The sequence below is a fragment of the Paraburkholderia sp. 2C genome, assembly GCF_054589215.1.
Map to the genome: position 1 here is coordinate 1 of NZ_BAAILL010000002.1, position 910 is coordinate 910.

Consider the following 910-nt stretch of genomic DNA (forward strand, 5'->3'; position numbering starts at 1 on the left):
AGCGCGGCCGCGACTGGCTGCTGCGCACCGCGGTTTCAATCGCCCCCTGCAATTCCTGGATATACGACGAAGCCCGTTCGTTGACGATCACGAGATCGACCGCCAGCCGCTTCATGCGCCAGTATTCGTGCGCCCTCAATAGCTGCCGGACCGGCGCGATATCGTCGACATCACCGATGCGCAGCAGCACGATCGGCAGGTCCCCCGAAATCCCGTGCGGCCACAACGCCGACTGCGGTCCGGCGCCGCGAACGATGGCCTCGGGCGCCGCCCTGAAGCGCGGGTCGGCATACAGGATCGGCGCCGCGAGCCGCTGAAAGTCCGCAGCCTCTTCGGCCTCCACGTCGAGGTAGCGCAATTGCACCTGGGCTTGCGTCCACGCGAGGGTTTTGGCGCGATCGAACGCATTGCGGTCGTGATGCTGGTCGATGAGATCGAGCAACTGCGTGCGCGATTCGGCCACCACGGTCCAGAACGTGACGCGCACCACCTTGCCGGGCGGCACCTGCACGCGATAGCGCAGCGAGAAGACCGGATCGAGCACCGTACCCGTGGTATTGGAGAGCGCACGGTTGCCGACGATCGACGCGGCGATGCGGGTATGTCCTCCGCGGCCCAGAAAGCGCAGCCGATCCGTTTCGTACTGCGGTTCGGCGACAATCTCGCCCTCGACCACGGCGAAATGCGCGGCCCAGACCTGAGCGTCGTCATGCGAGCGCGGACGCCGCGTCGCCACCAGCGCTCCGAATTCGGCAAGATGCTCGGTCTGCACGAACATCCGTGAAAAAGCCGGATGCGCGTTGTCGGCAGCCGGCGTAGCCAGTGCGAGTTCGGCGTATGAGGTCAGTTCGATTTCACGCGTGCCGCGCCCGCTGTTCGCGAGCGAGACACGCCGAACTTCGCCGTCCGC

1 pseudogene is annotated in these 910 nt (G+C 66.0%); it reads right to left on the reverse strand.

The features are described from left to right. Positions 1-910, reverse strand: a pseudogene (locus tag ACYPXD_RS00015) (glycosyl transferase); the annotation flags it as partial.